Origin of the sequence: Bradyrhizobium oropedii (genome assembly GCF_020889685.1) — a bacterium.
In the GTDB taxonomy this organism is placed as follows: Bacteria; Pseudomonadota; Alphaproteobacteria; order Rhizobiales; family Xanthobacteraceae; genus Bradyrhizobium; species Bradyrhizobium oropedii.
In genome coordinates, this window is record NZ_JACMYO010000436.1 from 1 (window position 1) to 1,241 (window position 1,241).

Genomic DNA, 1,241 nt, shown 5'->3' on the forward strand with positions numbered 1-1,241 from the left:
GCGTTCAGGCTGCCGGCGACCTGCAGCGCGCCCGCGACTGCTTTCTCGCGATGCTCAGGGCCGACCTGGACGCCGTCGGCCGGGATGAACTCGACATTCCTGACGCCGATGAAGCCGAACACCCCGCGCAGATAGGTCTCAAGATGCTCGAGCGCCGCCATCGGCGTGTCGGCGCCGTAATAGCCGCCGCGCGAGATGGCGATGATGACGCGCTTGTTGCCGGCCAGTCCTTCCACGCCGCCGGCGCCGTATTTGAAGGTCTTGCCTGCGACCATGATGCGATCGATCCAGGCCTTGAGCTGGGACGGGATGGTGAAATTGTACATGGGAGCGCCGATCACGACGATGTCGGTGGCGAGGAACTCGTCCAGCACGGCCTGGCCGGTCGCGATGTCATCACGCACCGACGGGTCCGGGGCCGCGCCCTGGCTGGCGGCAAGGTGCAGGCCGGAGAGGTGGGCAAGCGGGGTCTGGGTGAGGTCGCGGTAGCTCACGACGAGGCCGGGATTGGCCTGGCGCAGCCGCTCGACGGCGGCGGCAGAGACTTGGCGGCTGACGGAGTGGGGGCCGAGGACCGAGGAATCGATGTGCAGAAGTTTCATGGCTGGGGTCACCTTTGGTATAGGTTTGTAACTGGCGCTATATGAGTGACCGCCCTAAATCTCCGCAAGAACGCACATTTTTGAAACCCGAGCACACCGATGAGACCTGAGCACAGCCATGTAACCGGCCCGCCGCCTCGGCCCAGTCCCGACCACAGTGATTGCCGCGCAGTCGCCTCCGTGCTGGCGCGGGTCGGCGACAAATGGAGCGTGTTCGTGATCATGATGCTGATCGACGGGCCGAAGCGCTTCAACGAATTGAAGCGAATGATCAACGGCATCTCGCAGCGGATGCTGACGCTCACGCTGCGCGGCCTGGAGCGTGACGGGCTGGTGACCCGCACGGTGTTCCCGACTATCCCGCCGCGGGTCGACTATGAGCTGACCGGACTTGGCCGCGGGCTGGCGGAGCCGGTGAAGGCGCTCGGCCAGTGGGCGTTCACCCATCTGCCGGAGATCGAGGGCGCGCGACAGGATTTTGATGCGCGGAATGCGGAGTAAATTTTTGATTTGTGGACACTAAGATTTTGAACCCGTCACCCTGAGGAGCGCGTAGCGCGTCTCGAAGGGTCGACGGCCACGTTGTCTCAGCGCGGTTGGATCCGGGCCGTGCATCCTTCGAGGCTCGCTCCGCTCGCA

Annotated in this window: 2 protein-coding genes; one reads left to right on the forward strand and one right to left on the reverse strand. The window is 64.5% G+C overall.

Annotated elements, in window-relative coordinates; all coding sequences use genetic code 11:
- On the reverse strand, positions 1 to 602 hold a 602-nt coding region (locus H8A95_RS43125; protein ID WP_229188463.1), incomplete at its 3' end, for an FMN-dependent NADH-azoreductase.
- Positions 603 to 701: 99 nt separating this feature from the next.
- Here H8A95_RS43125 and H8A95_RS43130 point away from each other — a divergent pair.
- Positions 702 to 1,103: a winged helix-turn-helix transcriptional regulator gene (locus H8A95_RS43130; RefSeq protein ID WP_229188464.1), complete on the forward strand. Its 402-nt coding sequence runs from the start codon at positions 702 to 704 to the stop codon at positions 1,101 to 1,103.
- Positions 1,104 to 1,241 lie beyond the last annotated feature (138 nt).

What these genes read in the sequence shown, in the direction of transcription:
- H8A95_RS43130 (WP_229188464.1), top strand. Translation starts at nt 702, where the DNA reads ATGAGACCTGAGCACAGCCATGTAACCGGCCCGCCGCCTCGGCCCAGT.